Genomic DNA, 24573 nt, shown 5'->3' on the forward strand with positions numbered 1-24573 from the left:
GCCCCCACCTCACCCCAAGGAGCAGTCATGCCTTCGGCGACCGTGGCGCCCAGCCCCATCCACGCTTCACCCCCCGCCCCCACCACGCGCCGTACGCGCCGCGCGGGCGGCCAGCGGATCACCAACAACCTGACGGGATACGGCTTCCTGATCGGCGCGATCCTCTGTTTCGCGCTGTTCTCCTGGTACCCGATGATCCGCGGCGTCGTCATGAGCTTCCAGCGCACCCGCCGCGGGGTGACGACCTGGGTCGGCTGGGACAACTACGAGCGCATCCTCCAGGACCCGAGCTTCTGGACGGCCTGGAAGAACACGGCGTACTTCACGGTGCTGGCGCTGGTCCTCGGCTACGCCGTCCCGTTCGTCGTGGCCATCATCTTCAACGAACTGCGGCACGCGCGCGGATACCTGCGCGTACTGATCTATCTGCCGGTCATGCTGCCGCCCGCGTCGGCGCTGTTCCTGTTCAAGTACTACGCGTACGACCCGAGCGACGCCGGCCTGTTCAACGCGATCCTCAAGGTCATGCACCTGCCGACCTCCCAGTGGATGCAGTCCACCTCGATGGCCGTGCCCGCGATGGTGCTCGCCTCGACCTGGATGAACATGGGCGGTGCCGTGCTGATCTATCTGGCGGCGTTGCAGAACATCCCGGGCAGCCTCTACGAGGCGGCCGAACTGGACGGCGCCGGGCTGTTCAAACGCATCCGCCACGTCACCATCCCGCAGACCAAGCTGATCCTGTCGCTGATGGCGATGCTTCAGGTCGTGGCGACGATGCAGCTGTTCATCGAGCCCCTCATCCTGGCCAACGGCGCCGGTACGCAGGACTCGGCGACGTCGGTCGCGTACCTCATCTATCAGCACGGCTTCTTCCAGAACGACCTCAACGGCGCCGCCGCCCTCGGCGTGATCATGCTCCTGGTGCTGGGCGGCTTCTCCGCGGTCTACCTCCGCCTGAGCGCGAAGCAGGAATGACGATGACGACACGTGAATACGGCCCGCGTACGCTGCTGTCGCACACGCAGCTCACCCGGGGCAGAGGACCGGCGGTCTACTGGACGCTGCTGATCGCCATCGTGGTGATCTTCACGCTGGCCTTCATCGGCCCGCTCTACTGGATGGTGACCAGCGCCCTGAAGACAGGCCAGGAGGTCGCGCAGACCCCGCCGACGCTGTTCCCGGCCGATCCCGATCCGCAGAACTACATCGACGCGTGGAACAACCTGACCCTCGGCAAGCTGCTGTTCAACACCATCTACTACGCGGTCGGGGCGCTGCTGTTCCAGCTCGTGCTGGACACGGCGGCGGCGTACGCACTGTCGAAGCTGCGGCCGATCTTCGGCAACGTGGTGCTCGGCGCGATGCTGGCCACGCTGATGATCCCGGCGATGGTCCTCATCGTCCCGCAGTACCTGACCGCGATCGACCTGCCGATCCTGCACATCAGCCTGCTGGACTCGCCGTTCGCGATCTGGCTGCCGGCGGTGGCCAACGCGTTCAACATCTTCCTTTTGAAACGGTTCTTCGACTCGGTGCCGCAAGACCTGATCTACGCCGGGATCGTCGACGGGGCCGGACCGTTGCGCATCCTCTGGTCGATCATCCTGCCGATCTCCCGGCCGATCCTCGGCGTCGTGTCGATCTTCGCGGTGACCGCCGTCTGGAAGGACTTCCTCTGGCCCAAGCTGGTGGAGCCGTCCCCGGAGACCCGGACGATCAGCGTCGGCATCTACGCCTTCGCCGGCGGCACCCCGCAGAACGTCGTGATCGCCGCGGCCGTCATCGCCGCGATCCCGACCGTGATCTTCTTCCTGATCTTCCAGCGCAGCATCATGGCCGGCCTCACCACAGGCGCCGTGAAGGAGTAGCCGCGCAGCGTGACCTCCCATTGCAGGCGATCCAACACTAGAAAGAGACTGCCTTGACGAACTCCGCCGCTTGGTGGCGCACCGCCGCGATCTACCAGGTCTACCCCCGCAGCTTCGCCGACGGCAACGGCGACGGCGTCGGCGACGTGGCCGGCATCCGTGCCCGCCTGGGCCACCTCAAGACCCTCGGTATCGACGCGATCTGGTTCAGCCCCTGGTACTCGTCGCCCATGGCGGACGCCGGCTACGACGTCGCCGACTATCGCGACATCGACCCGATCTTCGGCACGCTGGCGGAGGTGGAGGCGCTCATCGGTGAGGCCCACGACCTCGGGCTCCGCGTGATCGTCGACATCGTCCCCAACCACTGCTCGGACCAGCACGCCTGGTTCCGCGCAGCGGTCGAGGCCGGCCCGGGTTCGCCCGAGCGCGCGCGGTTCCATTTCCGGCCGGGCCGGGGCGCGAACGGCGAGCTGCCGCCGAACGACTGGCAGTCGAACTTCGGCGGCTCGGGCTGGACCCGCGTCCCGGACGGCGAGTACTACTTCCACATGTTCGCGCCGGGGCAGCCCGACCTGAACTGGGGCAACCCGGAGGTGGTCGAGGAGTTCGACGGCATCCTGCGGTTCTGGCTGGACCGCGGGGTCGACGGCTTCCGCATCGACGTCGCGCACGGCCTGGTCAAGGCCGACGGCCTGCCCGACATCGCGTCGCTGGCTCCGGGCGCGGGCAAGCCGTACGAGGACCAGCCCGGGGTGCACGCCATCTACCAGCGGTGGCGCGCGATCGCCGACGAGTACACCGCCGCCGACCCGAAGCGGGAACGCGTCTTCGTCGGCGAGATCGTCGGTCCCGACCCCGAGGGGTTCGCCCGCTACCTGCGCGCGGACGAGCTGCACTCGGCGTTCAACTTCGACTTCCTGTTCTGCCCGTGGGACCCGGCGCGGCTGCGTACCGTCATCGACGACACGAACTCGGCGCACGCGCTGGTCGGCGCGCCGCCGACCTGGGTTCTGTCCAATCACGACGTCACCCGGGTGGCCACCCGGTACGGGCGGCTCGACTACACCGGGTTCGGCTTCGACGACCGGCGGCACGGCGTACCGTCTGATCTGGAGCTGGGGACCCGGCGGGCGCGAGCCGCCGCGTTGCTGTCGATGGCCCTGCCGGGCGGGGTCTATGTCTATCAGGGCGATGAGCTGGGCCTGTGGGAGGTCGAGGACCTCGACGACGACCTACGGCAGGACCCGATCTGGGAGCGGTCCGGGCACACGGAGCGGGGCCGCGACGGCTGCCGGGTGCCGCTGCCGTGGTCCGGCGACCAGCCGCCGTTCGGCTTCTCCAGCGACTCTGGCGACTCGGAATCCGAACCGTGGCTGCCGCAGCCGGCGGCCTGGAAGGACTACACCGCCGAGGCGCAGGAAGGCGACCCCGCCTCGATGCTGTCGCTCTACCGGTCGGCGCTGGCGATCCGGCCCGGCTTCGGCGATACGCCGATGACGTGGCTCGACTCGGCGCCCGAGGTGCTGGCCTTCCGGCGGGGCGACCTGATCAGCGTGTCCAACCTCGGCTCGACGCCGGCCGAGCTGCCCACCGGGACGATCGTGCTGGCCAGCGGCCCGCTCGAGGACGGCCGGGTGCCGTCGGACACGACGGTGTGGTTGCGCGCGTAACCCTTCTCCAGGAGTAAGGCCGGTGAGGTTGACTCACCGGCCTTATTTTGTTCACGGCCCGGGAGTACGCTTCCCACACGATCTTGGGAGGAACCATGGGTGACGATTCCCCGGCCGGCTGGCAGAGCTGGCGGGAACGGCGCGACCGCGGCCTGCGCAACCCGCACGGCTGGTTGAGCCTCACCGGGCTGCACTGGCTGGGCACCGATCCGGCCGGCTTCGACACGGTCCCCGGCCGGTGGCGCGTACTGGACGACACCGTCTACGTCGCGGCCGGTATAGCCGACGGACTGACCTACGGCGATCACCCCGTCGACGGCGAAGTGGCGGTGACCGGATCGGACCGCGTACGCCACGGCGACGTCGAGGTGGAGGTCATCCAGCGCGGCGGCTGGTGGGCGCTGCGCGTACGCGATCCGCATTCCCCCACGCTGACCGCGTTCACCGGTGTTCCGGCGTACGCCTTCGACCCGGCCTGGATCGTCGACGGAACCTTCGAGCGGTTCCCCGAGGCGCACGAGGTCAAGATCGGCTCGGTGATCGACGGGCTCACCCACGCCGAGTCGGCGGTCGGCGTACTGCGGTTCACGGTAGCCGGCCAGGAGCTGGCGCTCACCGCGTTCGACGGCGGCGACGGCTCGCTCGACCTGCTCTTCCGCGACGCCACCAGCGGAGTCACCACGTACGCCGCCTCCCGGTCGCTGTCGGTGCCGGCGCCCGACCCGGACGGGCGGGTGCGCATCGACTTCAACCGCGCCTTCAACATGCCGTGCGCGTTCACCGAGTACGCCACCTGCCCGCTGCCGCCGCCGGAGAACACGCTGCCGGTCGAGATCACCGCAGGCGAGCAGAAGTACCACTGACCCAGCCGTGCTCCGGCCCCGCGCTCGTCGCGCCGGGGCCCCGCTGGATCACGGATCTCGGTCAAATCTTGGGTCAAGATTCGACCCGGAACCCTGATCCAGCGCGGAATGCGGAGCCCGGAAGGCGCGAGCGGAGCCGAGTCGGGGTCACGGGTCGAAGCGGCCGGCGACCAGCTCCTGGAGCCAGATCTTGGCGCGGATGAGCGGTCGCCGGATCCGCCGTTCGCGCCATTCCGCCTTCGCCAGCTTCGCGCGGGCCCGGGACGTGTCCTTCAAATAGCGCCACCGCGCCCAGGGCGAGCCTGGCCGGGCGAGCCGGAACGCTCCGACATATAAGAGGACGGGGACGAACAACCCGACGAGTCCGGTCCAGATCTTGCCCTTGAGCAGGGTGATCGCCGCGAGGGCCAGGTTGAGCAGCGTACCGCCGAGGGCGACGACCCAGTTGACCCAGCCGCCGCCTTCGGACCGGGCGAACAGGAACTCGTCGATGGCGATGGGTCGCAGGCCCAGCAGCAGCATCCCGGAGACGGCCACCGCGACGAAGACGGCGTCGACCGACGTACGCCCCTGCTCCGACCAGTAGACGTCGTCGAGGTGCAGGATCAACGCGAACTCGTCGAGCACGAGTGCGGATCCGATCCCGAAGAGTGCCGCGACCACGGACAGCGCTGCCGTGTGACCCCGGGGGATGGCGAGCGCGGCCACTCCGCCGACGAGCATGAAGATCACGCCGAACACGACGTGGTGGATGTGCAGTCCGCCCGGGGTGACGTTCCCGGGCCACCAGCTGACCTGAGCGCGGATGAGGCGTACCGAGATCCGGATGAACGCGAAGCCGATCACGACGCCCGCGAAGAAGCAGAACAACGGCAACCGGCCGGTCTCGACGATCTCGTGGTCGAACCAATGCCCCATGCCTAGATCTGATCACGAGCCGTCCGGCCACTGGGCCGGAACCCGCCCGGTCGGCCGCGCCAACCACGGAGCGTGACACATAGATCGCTATGCGTATAAGATTGCCCGTCTGAGACCGATTTGTGACCCATCCCCTAGGGGTTTACGCTTGGTGTTCACGCCGTGACGGAGCATTGAGATCGGCACCGGGGGATCCGCCCTTGACCCACGCGCTGAGCGCGAGAGTGGCGGAATGGGTGTTTTGCGAGTTGTGTCCGCTCAACTGCCTTCCCGGACCCATCGCGTACAGTCTATCCCCCACATAGACGCCTTACATAGTGATCATTCGACGTATGTGCAGGTGGGCAGGGCTCTGGATGGTCGCTAAGGTCGACCGATGCGCCGAGACAACGACGTCAAGAGTGTGCTTACCGCCAAGGTTTCGCACGCCTTCACCCTCATCCGCGAACGCTTCACGACCAGCCCGCGCCGTGTCGCAGCGTTCGGCCTGGTGGCCGTCGCTGGGGCAAGCGCCCTACTCCACACTTCCGCTGCCACGGCCGAGCCGAGCAGCTTGAACACCGCCAAGGCGGCCCAGGTGGTCACCGCCACCAAGGCCGCGTCCCCCGCCAAGTCGGCGGCCGCCAAGGCCACCGAGAAGTCGGCAGCCGCCAAGGCCACCACCGCGCCGAAGACCGCTGCCAAGGTCAAGCCCACCGCCGGCTACAACCAGACGCAGATGAACAACGCCGCCCTCATCGTCAAGGCCGGCAAGGACCTCGGCATCTCCGAGAAGGGCCAGATCATCGCGGTCGCCACCGCGATGCAGGAGAGCAACCTCTACAACCTGGCCAGCCACGTGGTGCCGGAGTCGCTCAAGTACGCCCACCAGGGCACCGGGGCCGACTACGACTCGGTCGGCCTGTTCCAGCAGCGGTACACCACCGGCTGGGGCACGGTCAAGGAGATCATGAACCCCTCCGAGTCCGCCAAGAAGTTCTACCGCGCCCTCCAGCGCGTACCGGGTTGGCAGAACATGGCCGTCACCGTTGCCGCGCAGACGGTTCAGGGCTCCGCGTTCCCCGACGCGTACGCCAAGCACCAGGGCAACGCGACCGCGGTCGTCAAGGCGGTCAACTCCGTCAAGTGACCATAGGTAGCCCCCAAGGGCGGGCCGTGACGTTCATCGTCACGGCCCGCCCTTTATGCGTTGACCGGGGCGCTACGCAGCTCGTGGCGAGTGGACGATTCGGCCCAGCAACTCGTCGCGGATGCCGGGGCGGCTGCCGAACACGAGCAGGAACGCGGCCTCCCGGACCAGCCGTTGGGCGGCGGAATCGAGCAGCACCGACCGGCTGCCGGTCTGGACCGCCAGCACCGTCGCGCAACGCATCGCCAGCTCGGACGCGGTCGCCCGGGCGGCCGGGGTCGATGTCGCGTCGGCCGTCAGCAGCGCGGTGCGGCAGGCGGCCACCTCCGCCGACAGTTGCGGGACGGCCGGGGCGTCACCCAGCAGCCGGACACAGCGCTCCGCGACACCGAGCGCCAGGAATCCGTTGAGCGCCCAGCCCGACGCCTCCCGGGCGGCCCAGTCGGCGTACGGCTCGGCGGCCACCAGGCGATCCGCCGGAAGGAGGTGATCGGCGAACGACACCGTCGCCGTCCGGCTGGCATTGGCCGCCGACAACGGAACCACGGTCGCCCGCAGGGTGTCCGACTCGACGGCGTCGACGAAGAAGAACCGGACCCAGCCGTCGTCGCCGACCGCCGCCACGTGCAGCACGTCGATGAGATCCCAACCGGTGACCCAGGCCGCCTCCCCGGTCAGCCGCCAACCCCCGGCCGACTCGTACGCCTTGAGCCCGCTGGCGCCCGGCCGGGCGCCCGAATGGGCGATCCCGCCACGGAGATCGCCCCGTCCCAACGACGCCTGCCACTTCTCGCGTACACCCGGCTCGTCGGAAGAACCCGCCGCCCGCAGCGGCCCGCGATGCTGGAGCCAGACGAAGGCGGTGGCCAGGCAGCCGCCCGCGAACGTCGCCACCAGCGGTCCCACCTGCTCGATCGGACCGCCGACCGCCTCGTAGAAGCCCTCGCGGGCGAGCAGGTCCAGCTGCGACACCGGTACGCGCTCGGCTCGGTCGACCGCGCCGGCCGCCGGAAACAGCACCTCGTCGGCGATCCGCGCGGCCGTGTTCATCATCCGGCGAAGATACCGCAACACAAGCTGGCCTTCTGGATACTTCACATTTCCCATATGATTTATGGATATCTTTGTCTCCGCCGAGCCGGAGGGCGCCATGAACGCTCGCCCCTCGTCCGTAACCCCGGCAGTACCCGACACGCCACCGGAACCCGAACCCGCGCGCCCGATCGGCGAGCGCGCGGCCGAGGAGTTCGTCGCGGCGCGCACCGTTCACCCGGGGGCCGACCCGCAACTCGGAGTCGAGCTGGAATGGCTGCTCGTGGACAAACGGCAGCCGCGCGAACGAATACCGTTCGACACCGCGCAGGCGGCCCTGGCCGACGCCGCCGGATTCCCCACGCTGGCCACGCTGACCTGGGAACCGGGCGGCGCGCTCGAACTCAGTTCCCGGCCCGCGAGCACGGTCCCCGCCGCCCTGGCCGAGATGACCACCGATCTGGCCGCCGTTCGCTCGGCGCTCGGCAAGGCCGGGATCTCGCTGGTCGGCGCGGGGCTGGATCCCGTCCGGCCGCCGCACCGCCTGCTCGACGCGCCCCGGTACGCGGCGATGGAGGCCTACCTGGACCGCCGGGGCGACGCCGGACGATGGATGATGACCGGCACCGCCTCCGTGCAAGTGTGTGTCCATTCCGGACACGAAGGCCGGGGCCCGCTCGGCTTCCGGGAACGGTGGCGGCTCGCCCACGACCTCGGGCCGGTCCTGGTGGCGACCTTCGCGAACTCGCCGATCGCCCGGGGCCTGCCGACCGGCTGGCGGTCGACGCGGCAAGCGATCTGGGCCGCGCTCGATCCGAGCCGTACGCGAGCGCCGGTCGGCGACGATCCCCGCGAAGCCTGGGCGCGGTACGCCCTCGACGCCGGCGTGCTCTGCGTCCGCACCGAGAACGGACCATGGCTGGTGCCGGACGGACTGACGTTCCGCGACTGGATCCGCACCGGGCTGCCTCGTCCGCCGACCGCCGACGACTTGGCCTATCACCTGACCACGCTGTTTCCACCGGTACGCCCCCGCGGCTACCTGGAGCTGCGGATGATCGACGCCCAGCCCGGCGATCGCTGGACCGTGCCGTTCGCCGTCGCGACCGCGTTGCTCACCGACGCGCGGGCGGCCGACCGAGCGGCCGACGCCTGCGAACCGTTACGGCGTGTGCCGAGAGTGTGGCAGGACGCGGCCCGCCACGGGCTGACCCGGCCGGCGTTCGCCACCGCCGCGGCGACCTGTTTCGAGGCGGCGCTCGACGCCCTGCCGCGATTGGGCGCACCGCCACTGGTCAGCGCCCGCGTCGCCCAGTACGCCGAACGCTTCGTCGCGCGCGGGCTGACGCCCGCCGACACTCTGCTCGACAAGCTGCGTGTCCGATCGGAGGATGATCAGGCCGCCCTGTGGACAGCCTCAGAGCAATAGGGGTCAACCCTGATGGTTCCGCGTTGACCCCGTAGGACACACTGTGCCGATGGGCAGTGAGATCACCAACGGTGAGATCGTCGTGTCCGGCCTGACCAAACACTACAAACAGGTCAAGGCCGTCGACGGGCTGTCGTTCACCGTGAAGCCGGGGCGTGTGACCGGTTTCCTCGGGCCGAACGGCGCCGGCAAGACCACCACGTTGCGAATGTTGTTGAACCTCGTCCGTCCCACCGCCGGGACGGCGACCATCGGCGGAAAGCGATACGCCGACCTGAGCGACCCGATGAGCGGCGTCGGGGCGGTGCTGGAGGCGTCCAGCGCGCACAAGGGCCGGACCGGCCGCAATCACCTCCGGGTGATCTGCGCGGCGGCAGGGCTGCCGTCGGCGCGGGCCGACGAGGTGCTCGAGATCGTCGGGCTGACCCCGGCGGCGAACCGGAAGTTCAAGGGCTACTCGCTGGGCATGCGCCAGCGGCTCGGCATCGCGACGGCGATGCTCGGCAACCCGCAGGTGCTCATCCTCGACGAGCCGGCCAACGGCCTGGACCCCGAGGGCATCCGCTGGATGCGTGACTTCCTGCAGTCCCTGGCCGCCCAGGGCCGGACCATCCTCGTCTCCAGCCACCTGCTCTCGGAGATGGAGCTGCTCGCCGACGACGTCGTCATCATCGCGGCCGGCAAGCTCGTCGCGCAGGGCGCCGTCGGCGACATCGTCGGCAACATGGGCGACGGCGGCCTGGTCCGGGTGCGAACGCCCAAGCCGGACGAGCTGATCGCGGCGCTGGACTCGGCGAGCGTCGTACGCCAGGAGGACGGCGCGCTCGTCGTCACCGGCACGACCGCCGCCGTCGTCGGCGAAGCGGCCCTCCGGGCCGGGGTGGCTCTGCACGAACTGGTCACCGAACGGCCCGACCTCGAACGGGTCTTCCTCGACCTGACCGCCGGCAAGGAGGCGATCCGATGAGGCTGATCCGCAGCGAGTTCCTGAAGATCCGCACCACCAACGTGTGGTGGCTGTTCGTCCTCGGCACGCTGGGCCTCTGGGCGATATCGTTCTTCTTCAACGTCCTGCAGGCGCACTTCGTCCTCAACCCCGAAGGCGTGCCGGACGACCAGGCGGCGACCTTCAGCGCGATGGCCAAACCGGCCGCGCTGACGGCGTACCTGGCGACGAGCGGGCAGTACTTCGGGCTGATGTTCGTGATGTTGCTGGGCATCCTGACGGTGACCAACGAGTTCCATCACCAGACGGCCACGACGACCTTCCTGGCGACCCCGCACCGGACCTCGGTCATCATCGCGAAGACGGTCGCGGCGGCCATCTTCGGCTTCCTGCTATGGCTGCTGACGACCATCCTCAGCGTCGTCGGCACGGTCATCTTCCTCAACATCGAGAACGCGGAAGCGGCGTTCGGCGACTCGGCGGTCATCCGGTCGATCCTGCTGAACCTGATCGCGTTCGCGCTGTGGGGCCTCATCGGCGTCGGCTTCGGCGTCCTGATCCGCAGCCAGATCGGGGCCACCGTCACGGCGCTGATCCTGTACCTCGTCGGCACCATCGCGGTCTCGATCATCGTCCAGCTGCTCTACGTGTGGCTGGAACAGGAGTGGATCAAGCAGCTCCAGTGGGTGATGCCGTCGATCGCGTCGAGCCTGCTCGTCAGCGGGGTCGACCTACCGGACCAGCCGCACTACTGGGTCGGCGGGCTCGTCCTGCTCGCCTGGGCCGCGGTCACCGGCGTCATCGGCACCCTCATCACCCGCAACCGCGACATCTCCTAACTCGCACTCTCGGACGCGCTTTTCGGCGCCTTCGTGCGCCGGCGTCCGCGCTTTGGGCGCTGGATCAGGGTTCCGGGCCGAATCTTGGGTCAAGATTCGACTTGGAGCCCTGATCTGTTTGGTTGCGTCCGCGCTTCGCGCGACGGCTGTCACCAGAGGGACGGGCGCGACGGGTCGATCACATGCAGCGGGACCTTCTCCCCGAGCGCGTCGAGCACCACCTGCGCGCCGGCTTCCTGCGCGGCGGCGTACTCGGCGTCGGTGAGCGCCACGATCTGCAGGAACGCCAGCCCGCCGAACGGCGTCGGGATGGTGCCCAGCTCACTGTCCACAGTGAAGCCCAGCGCGGCCAGCCGGGTGTCCCGGTCGCCCAGCGTCAACCGGCCCGGCCGCAGCGTCTGCCCCGGCGCGAACCACTCCCCCGTCGCGTGCACGTACGCCGACAGCTGCTGGATCAGCATGACCGCCCAGGCCGGCGGCGCTTCCCCGGCCGGACGGCGTACGGCGCGGAGGGTGAACTCGAACCCGAAACCGGAGTCCACCGGGTTCTCACTGTGCTTCTCGTACAGCTCCGACATCCCGTAGCTGATCAGGTGCCAGTGCGGCACCGGATCCTCCCGCGCGAAGATGCTGATCCCGTCGAGCGCCTCCACGCCGCCCAGGTAGGACGGCAGTTCCGGGGCGACATGCAGCGGGACCGCGTCACCGTAGAGCCGCTCCAACGCGGCGTCGATCGCGCTCCAGCCAGGCGCCGAGTCATCGCCCACCATGCACGCACGGTACCCCGCGAATCGCGGAGCTCAACCTACTTCTTCTTGCCGAAGATGGACCGGATCGCGAACCAGAGGATGGCGACGCCGATCGCGATGCCGACCAACCGCAGATAGCCCTGTTCGCTCCAGCCCTGGCCAGGGGTGTCGGCCAGGAGGGTGAGTCGGCGCATCGGCACTCCGTGAGGGTTTCGGAATCCGGCCGGGCGGGCACATTCCTGGTCGACCGAAGGAGGAGCTTTGACTGTAACGGATCCGGAGGGCTGGGAGTCCGAGGAGTGGGGCGGGCGCAGCATCGCGCGCGTTCTCGCCGATGAGCACACCCGGCTCCAGACCCTCCTTGACGACGCCCTGGCGGCGACCGGCCCGGCCTTCGCAGGTGGAGAGACAGCCGCTGGAGCGACATCCGCTGGAGCGACCCCGCCGCGGCAGGTCGCCGACGCGTTCATCGCCGCGATGAGCCGCCACCTGTCCGCCGAGGAGCAGGAGCTCTACCCGGCCGCCCGCACGGCCCTCGACAACGGCGATCGGCTTGTCGACGACGAGATCGAGGCCGATCGGGAGATCCTGCGCGTGCTCGCCGATCTGCACAAGGCGGACCCGGACGGCGAGGACTTCGCCGCCCTGCTCGCACGGGCCGACCTGCACCTGCGCCGGCACGTACGCACCGCCGACGAGGACATCTTCCCGGAGCTGCGCCGCCGGCTCGACCGGGAGCAGCAGGTGAAGCTGGGCAACCGGATCGACATCTTCGAGGAGGCCGCACCGACCCGGCCGCACCCGAACACGCCCTCGACCCCGCCGCTGAACAAGGTCGTCGACCCCGCGATCGGCACCGTCGACAAGGTGCGCGACGCACTCTCCGGCCGCAAGACGCGTCCGCAGGACTTGTAGCCCCAGCCCGTGATCTTGAATGGAAAACGCTGTCATAGCAACGCTTTCCATTCAAGATCACCCGGCCGGAGCGCACCCGGCCGGAGCGCACCCGGCTGGAGCGCACCCGGCTGGAGCACACCCGGCTGGAGCACACCCGGCTCGAGCGCACCCGGCTGGGGCGCACCCGGCCGGAGCGCAGCCGGCCGGAGCGCACCCGGCCGGAGTGCGCAGAAAACGATCTAGGCGGGAAATGGTCGCTCAGGCAACCGTTTCCCGCCTAGATCATTTACGGTGGCTCGCACGGACGGCTCGCAGGGCCCGCGCGAACCCAGTGGGTCAGCGGCGACGGCCCCGCCAGGCTGCCCGAGGTGCCCACCCGGCCAGGCTCAGGGCTACGAACAGCAGGCCCGCGGTGTTGAGCGTCGACGAGTTGACGATGTTGTTGGTCGACACGTCCAGCCACTGCACGAGCAGCGAGAGCGCGAAGAGCACAACTCCGATCCAGGCGAACATCTTTGACCCCTTCACATTGAGGGCGCTAAACGTTACTGTCCGGTAAACGCGACAACCTTTCGCATTACCCGAGAGTTCCGTCGTGAAGGGACACTGCCCATGTCCGTCAAAATCCAAACCAGGGCGACCCTCGTCCTCGCCCTCACCGCTGCGATGGTCGCCGTCGCCCCGGCCGCACCCGCGTCCGCCGCGAGCGCGTACCTCAAGACGAACGACTACTGCCTCGACCAGTGCAACGACATCCTGCCGCCGGGCGAGAACGGCAACGCCACGTTGGCCGGAATCCTGTTGCACCAAAGCATCGGCACCCGCCCAGCCCACTCCGCCGACCAGCTCGCCGCGTACGCCAACCTGCTCAGCGCGTACACGGGGTTGACGGACGAGCAGATCGGCCAGTTCTACAACGACGGCGCCTTCGGGGTGCCGGCCGGACAGGTGGAGAGCACCATCAGCCCCCGGTCCGACGTCACCATCGTGCGCGACAAGGCGACCGGCGTACCACACGTCACGGGCACGACCAGGGAAGGCACGATGTTCGGCGCCGGGTACGCCGGAGCGCAGGACCGGCTGTTCCTCATGGATCTGCTGCGGCACGTCGGCCGGGGCACCCTGACGAGCTTCGCGGGTGGCTCACCCGGCAATCAGGACCTGGAGCAGAGCGTCTGGCGCAACTCGCCCTACACCGAGGCCGACCTCCAAGCTCAGGTCAACGCCCTGCAGAACAACGGCACCCGCGGCGCGCTGCTGTACGCCGATATCACGCAGTACATCGCGGGCGTCAACGCGTACATCAACCACTGCATGACACAGTCGCCGGTGGACTGCCCCGGCGAGTACGTACTGACCGGCCACCTGGACGCGATCACCAACGAGGGCGGGCCCGAACCGTTCAAGGTGACCGACATCGTGGCAATCTCCGGCGTCGTCGGCGGCCTGTTCGGCGGTGGCGGCGGCGGTGAGATGGCTTCGGCCCTCGTCCGTGTGGAAGCCCAGGCGAAGTACGGCGCCACCGTCGGCGACCAGGTCTGGCGCGCCTTCCGGGAGCAGAACGATCCCGAGACGCTGCTGACTCTCCACAATGGCCAGAGCTTCCCGTACGGGCAGTCGCCCGCGAACGCCACCGGGGTGGTACTCCCCGACCGGGGCACGACGGCCGGCGTACCAGTGGTCTACAACCGGACCGGGTCGGCCGGGGTCTCCGCCGAGGCCGTCGAACCCGCCACCGAACGCAAGGGCATGTCGAACGCGATCGTGGTCTCCGGCTCGATGACGGCGACCGGCAACCCCATCGCCGTCTTCGGCCCGCAGACCGGCTACTTCTCCCCGCAGCTGCTCATGCTGGAGGAGTTGCAGGGACCGGGCATCAGCGCCCGCGGCGCGTCCTTCGCCGGAGTCAACCTCTACGTGCAGCTCGGCCGAGGCCAGGACTACGCCTGGAGCGCCACCTCCGCCGGGCAGGACATCACCGACACGTACGCCGTCCAGCTGTGCGAGACCAATGGGTCCACCCCCACGGTGAACTCGATGGCGTACCTGTTCCGTGGGGTGTGCACGCCGATGGAGACGCTGCGGCAGAACAACGCCTGGCAGCCGACCACGGCGGACTCGACGCCGGCTGGCTCCTACTCCCTGATCACCTATCGCACGAAGTACGGCCTGGTCACGCATCGCGGGCTGGCCGGGGGCGTGCCGACGGCGTACACGTCGCTGCGCTCGACCTATCGGCACGAGGCCGACTCCGCGATCGGCTTCCAGATGTTCAACGACCCGTCGCAGATGGGCGACGCCGTCGCGTTCAACAACTCGGCGTCCAACGTCGGGTATGCCTTCAACTGGTTCTACGTGAACAACACCCAGGCGGCGTACTTCAACTCGGGTTCGAACCCGCAGCGGCAGTCCACCGCCGATCCGAACCTGCCGCAGAAGGCCGACGCCGCACACGAATGGGTCAACTGGAACCCCGACACGAACACGGCGGCGTACACCCCGGCGAGTGCCCATCCGCAGGCGGTGAACCAGGACTTCTTCGTCAGCTGGAACAACAAGCAGGCCGGGGACTACAGCGCCGCCGACGGCAACTTCAGCTTCGGCCCCGTTCATCGGGCGCAGTTGCTGGACAAGGGCGTACGCGCGGCCAGTGCGGGCGGGCACAAACTCACCCGCGCCGACGTCGTCCGCGTCATGGCCGACGCGGCGGTCTCCGACCTGCGGGTGACCGAGACGCTGGACCTGGCGCTGGACGTCATCGAGAGCCAGACCGTCACCGACGCCGGCCAGGCCGCTCTGGTCAGCAGCCTGCGAACCTGGCTGAACGCGGGCGGGCGACGGGTCGAGACGTCGGCCGGCTCGCACGCCTACCAGTACGCCGACGCGATCCGCGTGTTCGACGCCTGGTGGCCGCTGCTGGTGTCCGGCGAGTTCAAGTCCTCGCTGGGCGACGGCCTATACAGCTCGCTCGTCGGCGCGATGCAGATCAACGAGTCGCCGTCGGGCGGGCAGCAGGATCCGGCCGGCAGCGGCGGATCGCTGAACGACACCCAGGGGCACAAGGGCTCGTCGTTCCAGCACGGCTGGTGGGGCTACGTGAGCAAGGACCTGCGCTCGGTGCTCGGCCGGCCGGTCAGCGGCCCGCTCGCCGCGACCTACTGCGGCGGCGGCAGCCTGACCGCCTGCCGGTCGATGCTGCTCAGCACGTTGAGCAGCGCCTCGGCGACCCCGGCGGCGACGGTGTACCCGGCGGACAAGTACTGCTCGGCGGGCGACCAGTGGTGTGCCGACAGCGTCGTGCAGTCCCCGCTCGGCGGGATCACCGACGACAAGATCAGCTGGCAGAACCGCCCGACCTACCAGCAGGTCGTCTCGTTCCCCGCGCACCGCGGCGACAACATCGCCAACCTGGCCAACGGCAGGACCGCCACCGCGTCCAGCACGCAGTTCCTCACCAGCAACACTCCGGGCAAGGCGGTCGACGCCAGTGACGGCTCGCGCTGGTCCAGCTCCTACAACGACAGCAATTGGATCAAGGTCGATCTCGGCTCGGCCCAGACCGTGGGCCGGGTGTTGCTCCACTGGGAGTCGGCCTACGGGCGCGCGTACCGGATCGAGGTCTCCTCCGACAACAGCACCTGGACCACCGTCTGGTCGACCACGACCGGCAACGGCGGTCTCGACATCGACGCCTTCAGCCCAGTGACCGCGAGATACGTCCGCATGACGGGAGTCACGCGCGGCACGTCCTACGGCTACTCGCTCTGGGAGTTCGAGGTGTACGCGAAATAGCAGCGACACGACAGGGCGGACCCCCGTCGGGGAGTCCGCCCTGTTCCGTGCGGTGAAGCTATCCGATGTGGACGGCAGCGCCCGCGGCGACCGAGTTGGTCTTGTCCCGGCGGATCATCACGAAGGTGATGACCGCGGAGACCGCCAGCAGGATCGCGCTGACCGTGAACGCCACGTTGTAGCCGTGGATCGCGCCCAGCGCCTGGTTCTGCGGGGTCGGACCGCCATTGTCGACGATGTAGTTGGCCACCGCCGTGGTGAACACCGTGTTGAGCACGGCGACGCCGAGCGAACCGCCGACCTGCTGCGAGGTGTTGATCATCGCGCTCGCCACGCCGGCGTCGTGGTTGGCCACGCCCGACAGCGCGGTGTTACCGAGCGGCACGAAGCAGCAGGCCATGCCGACCGCCATGATGACCAGGGCGGGCAGGATCAGCTTCGGGTAGGACGAGTCCGCCTTCAGCTGAGTCAGCCACAGCATGCCGCCGGTCGCGAGCAGCGCGCCGACGGTCATCATCACGCGCGGGCCGACCTTGGGCAGGATCGCGCTGCCGAGCCCGGCGGTGAGGATGATCCCCGCCGAGAACGGCAGGTACGCCACACCGCTCTTGAGCGGCGAGTACTGCAGGGTGCCCTGGAAGTAGTAGGTCATGAACAGGAACATGCCCATCATGCCCGCGCCCAGGGTGACCGAGGTGAGGTACGAGCCGCCCCGGTTGCGCTGCAACACGACACGCATCGGCAGTAGCGGGTGCGAGCTGCGCACCTCGACGATGACGAACGCGATGAGCAGCACCGCCGAGAGCGCGAACAGGCTCAGCGTCACGCCGGAGGTCCAGCCGTCCTCGGCGGCCTTGGTGAAGCCGTAGACGAGGGTGACCAGGCCCGCGGTGGACAGCACCGCGCCGGGGATGTCGTACTTGGTGTCGCCCTCGGCCTTGCTCTCGCGGACGATCGGGATCGCCAGGAAGATCGCGATCGCCGCGACCGGGATGTTCACCAGCAGGCACCAGCGCCAGTCGAGGTACTGGGTGAGCAGACCGCCCAGGATCAGGCCGATCGCCGCGCCGCCGCCGGAGATGGCGCCGAACACGCCGAACGCCTTGGCGCGCTCCTTGACCTCGGTGAACGTCACCGTGATCAGGGACAGCGCGGCCGGAGCGAGCAGCGCGCCGAAGACGCCCTGGAGCGCACGGGCGGCGAAGAGCATCCCGGCGTTCTGCGCCACACCGCCCAGCGCGGAGGCGAGCGCGAACCCGGCGAGGCCGATGAGCAGCATCCGCTTACGCCCGGCGAAGTCGGCGATCCGGCCGCCCAGCAGCAGCAGACCACCGAAGGCCAGCGTGTACGCCGTGACGATCCACTGCCGGTCGGCCTGCGAGATGTTCAGCGCCTCCTGGGCCGACGGCATCGCGATGTTCACGATGGTCGCGTCGAGGACCACCATGAGCTGGGCGATCGCGATGACGGTCAGCGCCAGCCAGCGCTTGGGGTCTGGCGGGTGCGACGTCGCTTGACCGGCGTCGGCCCGGGACGGGGTGGCGACGGAGCGGCGCGCCGTCGAGGTGTCGTTAGACATGGATGTCTCTTCCGTTGAGGTGATGAGGTGGCGGAATCTGGGCGCACGCGGCCCACCGCCGGACTCGGTCAGGCTAGAAGCCCCGTCCGACAATTAGATTTCGGTGGATTAACAGCGATATTTCAGCAGGGAGACCGTTTCAGCACAGGCAGCAGCACGTCATCCACGACGTGCACCGCGTACGCCTCCGCCATCGGCCCGCACTGCCACGTCTTATGGCTCACGATCATGGCGTGCATCACTTCTTGGAGCGTCCGGGCGCCGGTGCCCACCGGAACCTCGCCCCGGGCGATCGCCCGGTCCACGATGGTGGTGAACAGGAACGCCTTGGACTCCAGAATGGTGCGCTGCAACGCCTCGGCGAGGGCGGGCGTGTGACCCGCCGCGGTGATGAGGCCGGTGATGACGTCGCCGTCGGCACGGTTCGCGGCCGTGCACGCCCGGTCCATGAGGTCGAGCAGGTCGCCACGGAGCGACCCGGTGTCGACCGGGGGTGGTTCCTCCCCGAAGTGCTGGACGATGGCGTCGACGACCATCTCCGGCTTGTCGGTCCACGTCCGGTAGATGGTGGCCTTGCTGGCGTGCGCGCGCTCCGCCACGTGGTCCATCGTCATCCGGTCGTAGCCGACCTCGGCGAGCAACTCGAAGACCGCCTCGCAGATCGCCTCGCGGCGACCCGCCCCCCGGCGCGAGACGGGTCGGCGCAGGTCGACGTCCGTGCTAGACATGGTGTCGGTCATGGCTTCCCCTCCCCCTTCGAGCCACTGTGTACGAAACCGTTCCGTACACCGGACTCTAATCCCAAGATCGGCGATCACCCAACGCCCGACCGAGTGATGATCGCCACGGACGCGCCGAACCGGCCGCTGGTGGGTACGAGTCAGCGGCGGGGCGGGAGCGGAATGCGCGTCAGATCCTCCGCGACGACGATTTCGCCCGAGAACGCTTGCGCGGCCTCCTCGGCGAAGGCGCGCGGCTCGGTGTAGCGCTGCGAGAAGTGCGTGAGGACGAGTTTGCGCACGCCGGCCTCGGCCGCGATCCAGCCGGCCTGAGCCGCCGTCAGATGGCCTGAGATAGCCGCCAGTTCGGTCTCGGTACTCAGGAAGGTGGCCTCGATGACGAGCAGGTCGGCGTCGGCAGCCAGCTCGACGGCGGCCGGGCAGAGCCCGGTGTCCATCACGAACGCCACGATCTGGCCGGGGCGTACCTCGCTGACCTGGTCGAGCAGCGGGCCGCCGTCGCGCTGCAACCGGCCGATCGCCGCGCCGTAGATCCCCGCCGCGGCCAACCGGTCCGGCAGCATCCGCCGCCCGTCCGGCTCGACCAGCCGGTAGCCGAAGGAGTCGACGGAATGATGCAGACGCTGGGCGTACAGGGAGCCGAAGGGCAGCGTCCCGATGAGCCCGTCGGCCTCGATCGGAGCCGCCTCCACCGGGGCATGGTCGACGAACGAGCTGGCGTGCCGCAACCGCTCGAAGTACGCCGCCCCGGTCGCCGGGAAGTGCACCGGCACCGGATGCTCGACACCGTCCAGTGACAGCCGCTGGATGACCCCGGGCAGCCCCAGACAGTGATCCCCGTGGAAGTGAGTGAGGCAAATCCGGTCGACCGCCGAGGCAGGCATCCCGGCGAGCAGCATCTGCCGTTGCGCGCCCTCACCCGGATCGAACAGCACACCGTACTCGTCGAACCGCAGCAGGTACGCGTTGTGGCTGCGCTGGCGGGTCGGCACCTGGCTAGCGGTGCCGAGGACGATCAGCTCACGGGTCACGTGAGCAGACTACGGAGACTTGCGCAGCGGTACGACGAGATATCGCAGCTCAGTGCGGTCAGTGTCGGCGGCGGTGATACTCGTGGGTTGAATGCCGGTCTGGAATCGCAGCACCACCCGGTCGTCGCCGAAGGCCCGCAGCGAGTCCAGGAGGTATCGGCCCTGGTAGGAGGCGGTCGTCGAGCCGGTGGTCTGCGCCTTGACCTCCTCCCGGGAGTCGCCCGCGCCGTCGTCCGAGCCGCGGACCACAACCACGCCGTCAGCGGCCTCCAGTGTCACCGTCCCGATCGGACCGGCGAACGGCATCGCCCGCTCGACCGCCGCCCGGAGCAGGTCGGCATCCACGTCCATAACACACTCTGGGCGTACGCCCAGCATCCGCTCAAGCTGCGCGTCCGGGTAGGGCAACGCGAGCGACGACACCACGACGCCGCCCTCGGCCCAGGACAGCCCGAGCCGGTCGGCGTCGGCGAGCACGGTCACCTCCGCCGTCTCCGGCTTGGCGAGCATCCGGGCCGCCTCGGCGAGGATGCCCGCCGGGATCAGGACGTCCACCGGCCCCTCGCCGGACCAGGGCACCGACGCCACGGCCAGCCGGAACCGGTCCGTGGCGGCGAGCCGGAGCCGATCGGCGTCCGACCTGACGCGTACGCCGCTGAACAGGGGCAGTCCATCTCGGGACGCGGCACCGGCGACCGCCGCGACGGCCGCCGTGAAAGCCCCGGCCGGCGTCCGCCCCGCCACCGGCGGCGGCTCCGGTGCGGGACCGAGCGCGGCCGGATCGAGCAGCGGCAACGCGAATCGGGCCGAGCCGGTCCGGATCGCCAGCCGCGACCCCTCCACGCGTACGCGGACCTCCGACGCGTCGAGCGAGGCGAGCGTGGCGGCCAGTGCCCGGCGGCCCACTGCGACGACACCGTCGGTGTTCACGGTCGCGGGAACATCGCCCCAGACCGCCGCCTCCTCGCCGGACGCACTCAATCGCAGCTGCCGCCCGGCGACGGCCAGCCGTACGCCGCCCGCCCGGGCCGCTCTCGGCGGCAGCAACCGGTCGGCGCGCGCGGCGGCCCGGGCGAACGGTGCGGTCGCCACGGTGAACTCCACAGTCGACTCCATGATCACGGGCGGCAGCCTATTCCCGAGGTCCGACACTTCCCCCGCGCTCGCTCCTCCGCACCCCGGTAGGTGCGTTGATCATGGAGTTCGCACCCCCGACACACCGCCGAGACCACAGTTGACTCCATGATCAACGTGGCGGACGCGCGGCGGCGGGCGGGCGGCGTCAGCGAGCCAGTGCGGCCGGGAGGGCGGGCAGGGTGAGCTTGATCGGAGCCTCCTGCAACGGGCGGACCGGGGTGATCGTGGCGTACCCCTGCGCCAGCAGGTCCAGGTCGGTGCCGACCTTGGGCAGCTCGGCCGTCTCCTCCAGGGTGGTCCACACCGCCCCGGCCGTGATTTCGGCGAGGCCGATCTGCACCTGTCCGAAGCCGCCGAACGGGGCCTGCCGGACTCCGGCGATCTCGGGCGCGTCTGGGACGTTGAGGTTCAGCACGACCGACCCGGGCACTTGGTCGAGCAATGGCAGCAGTTCGACGGCCAGCCGCCCCGCCGTCGACCAGTGCAGTTCACCGTCGACCTTGCCGTGCGGGACGTCGAGCGACACCGCCATCGCGCGGATGCCCCCGATCGCGGCCGTGAACGCGGCCCCGACGGTGCCGGAGTGCAGGACGGCGTTGCCGCAGTTCGCGCCGCGGTTGATGCCGGACACCAACAGGTCGGGCGGATCGCCGAAGGCGCCCCGCGTGGCGATCATCGCGATGAACCCGGGGGTCGCCGCGACGGCGTACGCGCACACGTCGGGCAGGCCGGGCAGGTCGCGTTCCTCGGCGACGATCCGGCCGCCCTCCTCGGTCGCCGTGATACCGGCGCTGCTACCGCTGCGTTCCCGGGTCGGCGCGGCGACCACCACGTCCAGGCCGGCGGCATGCAGGCTGGCCGCGAGCTGATGCAGTCCAGGAGCGTCGATGCCGTCGTCGTTGGTCACCACCACTCTGGTCATTGCGGGCCTCCCAGCTGCATGCGATGCGCCAGTTCGTCCGGGGTGGCGTGCCCGTCCATGGGCGGCATCGGCTCTCCGTCGTACGCCCGCAGCGACACCCGCTCGACCAGGCGCTCGACGGCGTCGGCCCGGCCGGTGCCGAGTCCGTGCCGGGTCACGTTGAGCGCTCCGGCGGCCGCGCCGAGGCGTACGGCGGCGGGCAGATCACCGCCCTGGGCCAGCACGGTCGCGATCCCGGCCGTCATGGAGTCCCCGGCACCGTGGTGATCGGCGGGTTCCAGCTCGGGCATGCGTACCTCGACGATCGCGTCCTCGGGATCGGGCAGCAACGCGAGCGCGGGCTTCTCGGCGCGCGTGGCGACCACGGCCGTCGCACCCCGGTCGCGGAGCCGCCGCATCGCCGCGATGAGGTCGACGGTCCGCTCGGTCGAGGCCCGGCCGTCGCGGACCAGTTCCTCGTGGGAGACCTTGGCGAGGGTGAGCCCGCCTTCCAGGACGGCGTCCAGGTACGCCCCGGACAGGTCGGCGACCACGGTCCCGCCGTTGCGCCGCAGGTCGCCGGCCAGCCGCCGGTAGACGTCGGGCGGCAGCACCTGGGTCTCGGCCATCCCGCTGAGCACGCTGACCCGAGATCGCAGCCCTTCGGTGAGGGTGAGCCCGTACAGCTCGTCCTGCTCGTGTCGGCCCAGCGACTCGCCGGGCATCACGGCGACCTCCTGCCGTTGCCCGCCGCGCCGGTCGTGCACGTACGCCCCACTCCGGGACTGGGTCTCGACGACGCGGGTCTCGATGCCCTCGACCTCGATGAGATTGGCGAGCACCCGGCCGGCCTCGCCGCCCAGCGCGGTGCAGAACACCACCTGCGCGCCGAGCGAGGCGATCATCCGGGCCTGCCAGACACCCTGCCCGCCAGCATGGAGGTGGATCTCGTCGGAGCCGCCCCGGCCGGGCCGCTCGACGGTGACCGTCAGCTGCGGCGCCGGGGCGAAGACCATGACACGCACCGCCGTTTCCTACCCGTCGCCGATCACGGGGAAACGGAGTCGATCAGGGTGCTGCGACCACGCAGCACCGGCCGAACACGACCATTAGTTCATGATCGCGCGGAAAGGGCGGGTAGAGCGCGGCTAGCCGACGATGGCGAGGTCGCGGGTGGTGAGATTGAAGCGTTCGCCGCCGGACTCGGTGACCGTGACGATGTCTTCGATCCGGACTCCGAACCGCCCTTTGAGGTAGATACCGGGCTCGATCGAGAAGCACATCCCGGGCACGAGGGTCTGCCGCTCGCCTTCGACGAGGTAGGGCGGTTCGTGCCCGCTCATGCCGATGCCGTGCCCGGTGCGGTGGACGAACTGCTCGCCGTAGCCCGCCTCGGTGATGATCCGGCGGGCGACCCGGTCGATCTCCTCGCACGGGACGCCCGGGGCGACGGCGTCGAAGGCGGCCTGCTGCGCGACGCGCACGACGTCGTGGACGGTCAGTTCCTCGGCGGTCGCCTCGCCCACGTGCACGGTGCGGCTGATGTCGGAGCCGTAGCCGTCGCGCAGGCCGCCGAAGTCGAGCACCACCATGTCGCCGTCCTCGATGACCCGCTCGCCCGCGTGGTGGTGCGGGTTCGCGCCGTTCGGCCCGGAGCAGACCAGCGCGAAGTCCACGCGCTCGTGGCCGAAGTCGTGCAAGAGCCGGGTCAGGTCCGCGGCCACGTCCAGCTCGCGCCGTCCGGCGAAGGCCATCGTCAGGATCGCCTCGAACGCGCGGTCCGCGGCTTCGCCCGCGCCTCGCAGCCGGTCCAGCTCCGCGGTGCCCTTCACGGCCCGGAGCATGGGCAAGACCTCGGTCATCGACTTGTACGCGATGTGCGGCGCGGTCCGCTGGAGTCCCAGGACGTGCATGGCCCAGGCGGAGTCGGAGATGGCGTACGCCGAGGCGTGGAGGACTTCTGCCGCGATCGAGTAGGGATCGACCCCGTCGGGCCAGTCCACGAGGCGGAGGTGGGTCGCGCCGGGGCACTTCTCCGCGTCGCCCCGTTCGAGCCGGGGCACCACCAGGACGGGTTCCCGGTCGGCCGCCACCACCAGCAAGGTCAGCCGCTCCGTGGTCGGCGGCTCATATCCGCACAGGTACGCCAGATCCGGGCCGGGCGTGATCAGCAGCCCGTCCTGCCCCGCACCGGCTGCCGCGCGGGCGACCCGGGTCAGACGGTCGGCGTACTCGTCGCTGGTGAACGGCGTGGCCATGGCGCTCTCCCGGCTGCGTCGGCGGATGCCAGCGGGCTCAGCAGGCGCCGAAATCGTCCGTGTAGAGCCGCTGGACGTAGTCAGCGTAGCCCGCGATCTCCTTCCGCACGGTCGTCCCATCGTGAAGGAACAGGTACGCCGAGTCGCCCTGCTTGACCATGATCCCCGGGTACGCGTGGCTGCCCGCCGGCGGCGTCAGCTCGACCTCGCCCGAGTACGCCCGCCGCACGGCGTCCACCGGGCTGCCTTCGCTGATGCCTTCCGGCGTACGCACCGGGGCGTGCGCCCACAGCAGCACCAGCCGGTCCTCGACGAAGACCGGGTCCACCCCGGCCAGGTCGCCGAATCGCATCACGCAGGCGCCGGGCTGTTTGGTCAGCCCGTGTTCGACGGTCAGGTCGGCCACGGTGTCGCCGAACTTGACGTCGGCGATCCCGCTGAAGGTCACGACGTCGTCCGAGCCGGACGTCCCCGGCCTGTTGTTGGCGACCGGATCGAAGACCCGGTCGGCCGTGGCGGCACGGTCCGCACCCTCGCCGCGGAGCACCCAGGCTCCGGCGAGCACCGTCGCGGCCAGGCAGCCGACGACGATCATGGCGGCGATGGCCGCCGTGCGGCGCGTCCCCCGCATAGTGCACCCCCCGTGCTCCATCGGTGACCCAAGGTAACAGGACTGGCGACCGAGCCTGGGGGGTCCGGCACGGGCTGCGAGGAACAGTCCCGATAGTCCGGTTCTAGCGGGCCGTGTCTCCCAGTGATCACCAGCGTGCCGGCGATCACTGGGAGACC

General features: G+C 69.7%; 23 protein-coding genes. 10 read left to right on the forward strand and 13 right to left on the reverse strand.

All coding sequences use genetic code 11. The features are described from left to right. The first annotated feature begins 27 nt into the window (after nt 1-27). The 4 genes from HDA40_RS05015 to HDA40_RS05030 all read left to right on the forward strand — a co-directional run bounded on the left by HDA40_RS05015 (nt 28) and on the right by HDA40_RS05030 (nt 4407). Nucleotides 28-978: a carbohydrate ABC transporter permease gene (locus HDA40_RS05015; protein WP_253752330.1), complete on the forward strand. Its 951-nt coding sequence runs from the start codon at nt 28-30 to the stop codon at nt 976-978. Between the two features lie 2 nt (nt 979-980). Next, on the forward strand, nt 981-1871 hold the full coding sequence (locus tag HDA40_RS05020) for a carbohydrate ABC transporter permease (protein WP_253752333.1): 891 nt from the start codon (nt 981-983) through the stop codon (nt 1869-1871). Between the two features lie 53 nt (nt 1872-1924). Next, nucleotides 1925-3544, forward strand: coding sequence for a glycoside hydrolase family 13 protein (locus HDA40_RS05025; protein ID WP_253752336.1), 1620 nt, complete (start codon nt 1925-1927; stop codon nt 3542-3544). Nucleotides 3545-3639: 95 nt separating this feature from the next. Beyond that, entirely contained in the window at nt 3640-4407 is a 768-nt protein-coding gene (locus HDA40_RS05030; RefSeq protein ID WP_253752339.1) for a DUF1684 domain-containing protein, read from the forward strand. 147 nt (nt 4408-4554) lie between these two features. Here HDA40_RS05030 and HDA40_RS05035 read toward each other — a convergent pair whose 3' ends face one another. Then, on the reverse strand, nt 4555-5325 hold the full coding sequence (locus tag HDA40_RS05035; protein ID WP_253752342.1) for a hypothetical protein: 771 nt from the start codon (nt 5323-5325) through the stop codon (nt 4555-4557). Between the two features lie 376 nt (nt 5326-5701). On the opposite strand from HDA40_RS05035, the gene HDA40_RS05040 reads away from it, so the two are divergent. Next, nucleotides 5702-6454: a hypothetical protein gene (locus tag HDA40_RS05040; RefSeq protein WP_253752345.1), complete on the forward strand. Its 753-nt coding sequence runs from the start codon at nt 5702-5704 to the stop codon at nt 6452-6454. Between the two features lie 72 nt (nt 6455-6526). On the opposite strand, the gene HDA40_RS05045 is transcribed toward HDA40_RS05040, so the two are convergent. Then, on the reverse strand, nt 6527-7507 hold the full coding sequence (locus tag HDA40_RS05045; protein WP_253752348.1) for an acyl-CoA dehydrogenase family protein: 981 nt from the start codon (nt 7505-7507) through the stop codon (nt 6527-6529). Nucleotides 7508-7568: 61 nt separating this feature from the next. On the opposite strand from HDA40_RS05045, the gene egtA reads away from it, so the two are divergent. From egtA to HDA40_RS05060, 3 genes are read left to right on the forward strand one after another with little or no spacing between them, the layout of a single operon-like run. Further along, nucleotides 7569-8915 (forward strand): ergothioneine biosynthesis glutamate--cysteine ligase EgtA, encoded by a 1347-nt coding sequence (egtA, locus tag HDA40_RS05050; RefSeq protein WP_253752351.1) that lies wholly within the window; start codon nt 7569-7571, stop codon nt 8913-8915. A 49-nt stretch (nt 8916-8964) separates the two neighbouring features. After that, entirely contained in the window at nt 8965-9882 is a 918-nt protein-coding gene (locus HDA40_RS05055; RefSeq protein WP_253752354.1) for an ABC transporter ATP-binding protein, read from the forward strand. Continuing rightward, nucleotides 9879-10700 (forward strand): ABC transporter permease, encoded by an 822-nt coding sequence (locus tag HDA40_RS05060; protein ID WP_253752356.1) that lies wholly within the window; start codon nt 9879-9881, stop codon nt 10698-10700. The genes HDA40_RS05055 and HDA40_RS05060 overlap by 4 nt, the downstream gene beginning before the upstream one ends. Nucleotides 10701-10849: 149 nt before the next feature. Here HDA40_RS05060 and HDA40_RS05065 read toward each other — a convergent pair whose 3' ends face one another. Beyond that, entirely contained in the window at nt 10850-11470 is a 621-nt protein-coding gene (locus HDA40_RS05065; protein ID WP_253752359.1) for a suppressor of fused domain protein, read from the reverse strand. 35 nt (nt 11471-11505) lie between these two features. Then, a complete protein-coding gene (locus HDA40_RS05070; protein ID WP_253752362.1) occupies nt 11506-11643 on the reverse strand; it encodes a hypothetical protein in 138 nt (45 codons plus the stop codon). Nucleotides 11644-11710: 67 nt separating this feature from the next. Between HDA40_RS05070 and HDA40_RS05075 the strand changes: the two genes are divergently transcribed. After that, a complete protein-coding gene (locus tag HDA40_RS05075; RefSeq protein ID WP_253752364.1) occupies nt 11711-12364 on the forward strand; it encodes a hemerythrin domain-containing protein in 654 nt (217 codons plus the stop codon). A gap of 318 nt (nt 12365-12682) precedes the next feature. Here the strand turns inward: HDA40_RS05075 and HDA40_RS05080 are convergent, their stop codons facing one another. Continuing rightward, nucleotides 12683-12859 (reverse strand): hypothetical protein, encoded by a 177-nt coding sequence (locus HDA40_RS05080; RefSeq protein ID WP_253752367.1) that lies wholly within the window; start codon nt 12857-12859, stop codon nt 12683-12685. Nucleotides 12860-12958: 99 nt separating this feature from the next. On the opposite strand from HDA40_RS05080, the gene HDA40_RS05085 reads away from it, so the two are divergent. After that, the gene (locus HDA40_RS05085; RefSeq protein ID WP_253752370.1) at nt 12959-16138 is read left to right on the forward strand and encodes a penicillin acylase family protein; all 3180 of its coding nucleotides are present in this window, start codon (nt 12959-12961) and stop codon (nt 16136-16138) included. A 58-nt stretch (nt 16139-16196) separates the two neighbouring features. On the opposite strand, the gene HDA40_RS05090 is transcribed toward HDA40_RS05085, so the two are convergent. The 8 genes from HDA40_RS05090 to HDA40_RS05125 form a co-directional block, all read right to left on the reverse strand. Next, the gene (locus tag HDA40_RS05090) at nt 16197-17717 is read right to left on the reverse strand and encodes an MFS transporter (RefSeq protein WP_253752373.1); all 1521 of its coding nucleotides are present in this window, start codon (nt 17715-17717) and stop codon (nt 16197-16199) included. 122 nt (nt 17718-17839) lie between these two features. Next, nucleotides 17840-18457, reverse strand: a complete 618-nt coding sequence (locus HDA40_RS05095; RefSeq protein ID WP_253752376.1) for a TetR/AcrR family transcriptional regulator — start codon at nt 18455-18457, stop codon at nt 17840-17842. Nucleotides 18458-18597: 140 nt separating this feature from the next. Further along, nucleotides 18598-19488, reverse strand: a complete 891-nt coding sequence (locus HDA40_RS05100; protein ID WP_253752380.1) for a ribonuclease Z — start codon at nt 19486-19488, stop codon at nt 18598-18600. Nucleotides 19489-19497: 9 nt separating this feature from the next. Beyond that, nucleotides 19498-20604: a DNA polymerase III subunit beta gene (locus HDA40_RS05105; protein ID WP_253763564.1), complete on the reverse strand. Its 1107-nt coding sequence runs from the start codon at nt 20602-20604 to the stop codon at nt 19498-19500. 166 nt (nt 20605-20770) lie between these two features. Further along, entirely contained in the window at nt 20771-21547 is a 777-nt protein-coding gene (gene surE / locus HDA40_RS05110; RefSeq protein WP_253752384.1) for a 5'/3'-nucleotidase SurE, read from the reverse strand. Then, nucleotides 21544-22542, reverse strand: coding sequence for a 1-phosphofructokinase family hexose kinase (locus tag HDA40_RS05115; RefSeq protein WP_253763565.1), 999 nt, complete (start codon nt 22540-22542; stop codon nt 21544-21546). Before HDA40_RS05115 ends, surE begins: the two co-directional genes overlap by 4 nt. Nucleotides 22543-22674: 132 nt before the next feature. Further along, nucleotides 22675-23784: a M24 family metallopeptidase gene (locus HDA40_RS05120; RefSeq protein ID WP_253752387.1), complete on the reverse strand. Its 1110-nt coding sequence runs from the start codon at nt 23782-23784 to the stop codon at nt 22675-22677. Nucleotides 23785-23821: 37 nt separating this feature from the next. Continuing rightward, nucleotides 23822-24415, reverse strand: coding sequence for a hypothetical protein (locus tag HDA40_RS05125; RefSeq protein WP_253752390.1), 594 nt, complete (start codon nt 24413-24415; stop codon nt 23822-23824). Nucleotides 24416-24573 lie beyond the last annotated feature (158 nt).

This window comes from Hamadaea flava, from assembly GCF_024172085.1.
In the GTDB taxonomy this organism is placed as follows: domain Bacteria; phylum Actinomycetota; class Actinomycetes; order Mycobacteriales; family Micromonosporaceae; genus Hamadaea; species Hamadaea flava.

What these genes read in the sequence shown, in the direction of transcription:
- HDA40_RS05015 (WP_253752330.1), top strand. Translation starts at nt 28, where the DNA reads ATGCCTTCGGCGACCGTGGCGCCCAGCCCCATCCACGCTTCACCCCCC.
- HDA40_RS05020 (WP_253752333.1), top strand. Translation starts at nt 981, where the DNA reads ATGACGACACGTGAATACGGCCCGCGTACGCTGCTGTCGCACACGCAG.
- HDA40_RS05030 (WP_253752339.1), top strand. Translation starts at nt 3,640, where the DNA reads ATGGGTGACGATTCCCCGGCCGGCTGGCAGAGCTGGCGGGAACGGCGC.
- HDA40_RS05035 (WP_253752342.1), bottom strand. Translation starts at nt 5,325, where the DNA reads ATGGGGCATTGGTTCGACCACGAGATCGTCGAGACCGGCCGGTTGCCG.
- HDA40_RS05040 (WP_253752345.1), top strand. Translation starts at nt 5,702, where the DNA reads ATGCGCCGAGACAACGACGTCAAGAGTGTGCTTACCGCCAAGGTTTCG.
- HDA40_RS05045 (WP_253752348.1), bottom strand. Translation starts at nt 7,507, where the DNA reads ATGATGAACACGGCCGCGCGGATCGCCGACGAGGTGCTGTTTCCGGCG.
- egtA (WP_253752351.1), top strand. Translation starts at nt 7,569, where the DNA reads ATGGATATCTTTGTCTCCGCCGAGCCGGAGGGCGCCATGAACGCTCGC.
- HDA40_RS05055 (WP_253752354.1), top strand. Translation starts at nt 8,965, where the DNA reads ATGGGCAGTGAGATCACCAACGGTGAGATCGTCGTGTCCGGCCTGACC.
- HDA40_RS05060 (WP_253752356.1), top strand. Translation starts at nt 9,879, where the DNA reads ATGAGGCTGATCCGCAGCGAGTTCCTGAAGATCCGCACCACCAACGTG.
- HDA40_RS05065 (WP_253752359.1), bottom strand. Translation starts at nt 11,470, where the DNA reads ATGGTGGGCGATGACTCGGCGCCTGGCTGGAGCGCGATCGACGCCGCG.
- HDA40_RS05070 (WP_253752362.1), bottom strand. Translation starts at nt 11,643, where the DNA reads ATGCGCCGACTCACCCTCCTGGCCGACACCCCTGGCCAGGGCTGGAGC.
- HDA40_RS05080 (WP_253752367.1), bottom strand. Translation starts at nt 12,859, where the DNA reads ATGTTCGCCTGGATCGGAGTTGTGCTCTTCGCGCTCTCGCTGCTCGTG.
- HDA40_RS05085 (WP_253752370.1), top strand. Translation starts at nt 12,959, where the DNA reads ATGTCCGTCAAAATCCAAACCAGGGCGACCCTCGTCCTCGCCCTCACC.
- HDA40_RS05090 (WP_253752373.1), bottom strand. Translation starts at nt 17,717, where the DNA reads ATGTCTAACGACACCTCGACGGCGCGCCGCTCCGTCGCCACCCCGTCC.
- HDA40_RS05095 (WP_253752376.1), bottom strand. Translation starts at nt 18,457, where the DNA reads ATGACCGACACCATGTCTAGCACGGACGTCGACCTGCGCCGACCCGTC.
- HDA40_RS05105 (WP_253763564.1), bottom strand. Translation starts at nt 20,604, where the DNA reads ATGGAGTCGACTGTGGAGTTCACCGTGGCGACCGCACCGTTCGCCCGG.
- surE (WP_253752384.1), bottom strand. Translation starts at nt 21,547, where the DNA reads ATGACCAGAGTGGTGGTGACCAACGACGACGGCATCGACGCTCCTGGA.
- HDA40_RS05115 (WP_253763565.1), bottom strand. Translation starts at nt 22,542, where the DNA reads ATGGTCTTCGCCCCGGCGCCGCAGCTGACGGTCACCGTCGAGCGGCCC.
- HDA40_RS05120 (WP_253752387.1), bottom strand. Translation starts at nt 23,784, where the DNA reads ATGGCCACGCCGTTCACCAGCGACGAGTACGCCGACCGTCTGACCCGG.
- HDA40_RS05125 (WP_253752390.1), bottom strand. Translation starts at nt 24,415, where the DNA reads ATGCGGGGGACGCGCCGCACGGCGGCCATCGCCGCCATGATCGTCGTC.